The following is a 1,420-nucleotide window of genomic DNA, read 5'->3' on the forward strand; positions in this document are numbered from 1 at the left end:
ATCCGCGCCGCGAGCTCGTTCTCGTCGCGATCGGCGTCGCGCCGCCGCTCCACCGCGCTTTCGAGCGCATCGAGCGCCGCCATCAGCCTGCGGGTCGCGATGTCGATCTCGACCGCGGAGGACTCCGTCATGGCGGAACTGTTGGACACGCGATCGTTCATGCAGTCAGCGGTGGAACCTGGCGGCCTTTGCCCAGTGGCCTTTTCCTGGAGCTTGCCGCCCGGCAAAAGACTCGGTTCGGCAAGCGGTTAGAAGCAGAAATTTACGTGGCAAGCTAGCCCAGCGCAACGTCGCCGCGAAACTATGCACCGATAGATCGGAAGGAGGTCGTCCCGATTCGACCGTTCCTCCCACGCGCGAGCCCGGCGGAAAACCGGTCTCCACATAGGCAACTTTTACGGCCAAACCGGCGTTTGATTGCCTTGGACTCCCGGAACCGAGGTGCTATCCCAGCCCCGACCTTCAGTGGCCGCCAGGCTCCTCCCGCGCGGGCGTACCTCGCCTCCAAGCGCCTCATTTCAGACGGATTTCAGACATGACGCAGGTCGATCACTCCCGTATGGCCAACGCGATCCGCGGCCTTTCGATGGACGCTGTCGAGAAGGCGAAATCGGGTCATCCCGGCCTGCCGATGGGTGCCGCCGACATCGCCACGGTGCTGTTCACGCAGTTCCTGAAATTCGACGCCGCCGCGCCCGCCTGGCCGGACCGCGACCGCTTCGTGCTCTCGGCCGGCCACGGCTCGATGCTGCTTTATTCGCTGCTGTACTTGACCGGCAATTCCGAGATGACGCTGGACCAGATCAAGCAGTTCCGCCAGGTCGATTCGCTCACCCCGGGGCATCCCGAGAATTTCCGCACCAAGGGCATCGAGACCACCACCGGCCCGCTCGGCCAGGGCATCTCGACCTCAGTCGGCATGGCACTCGCCGAGAAGATGCTCGCCGCCGAGTTCGGCAAGAAGATCGTCGATCACCACACCTACGTGCTCGCCTCCGACGGCGACCTGATGGAGGGCGTGTCGCAGGAAGCGATCGCGATGGCCGGGCACTGGAAGCTCAACAAGCTGATCGTGCTCTACGACGACAACGGCATCTCGATCGACGGCCCCACCTCGATCTCGGATTCCGTCGATCAGGTGAAGCGCTTCAAGTCCGCGGGCTGGGCCGCCGAGAAGATCGACGGCCATGACCAGGCGGCGATTGCAGACGCCATCACGCGCGCGAAGAAATCCAACAAGCCGACGCTGATCGCCTGCCGCACCACCATCGGTTTCGGCGCGCCGCACAAGGCCGGCACCTCGAAGGTGCATGGCGAGGCGCTGGGCGCCGACGAGCTCAAGGCGGCCAAGGAAAATCTCGGCATCTCGCTCGAGCCGTTCGCGGTCGCCGACGACGTGCTGAAGGCGTGGCGCGCAGCC

Annotated in this window: 2 protein-coding genes; one reads left to right on the plus strand and one right to left on the minus strand. The window is 64.7% G+C overall.

Features of this window, described 5'->3' with window-relative positions; genetic code table 11:
* Positions 1–161: DUF4164 family protein (locus tag MOV75_RS38025; protein WP_247007980.1), on the minus strand; the 161-nt coding region annotated here is incomplete at its 3' end.
* 374 nt (positions 162–535) lie between these two features.
* Between MOV75_RS38025 and MOV75_RS38030 the strand changes: the two genes are divergently transcribed.
* Positions 536–1,420 (plus strand): transketolase family protein (locus MOV75_RS38030; protein WP_246929434.1); only part of this gene is annotated, 885 nt, incomplete at its 3' end.

Origin of the sequence: Bradyrhizobium sp. PRIMUS42 (assembly GCF_023006515.1) — a bacterium.
Taxonomy (GTDB): domain Bacteria; phylum Pseudomonadota; class Alphaproteobacteria; order Rhizobiales; family Xanthobacteraceae; genus Bradyrhizobium.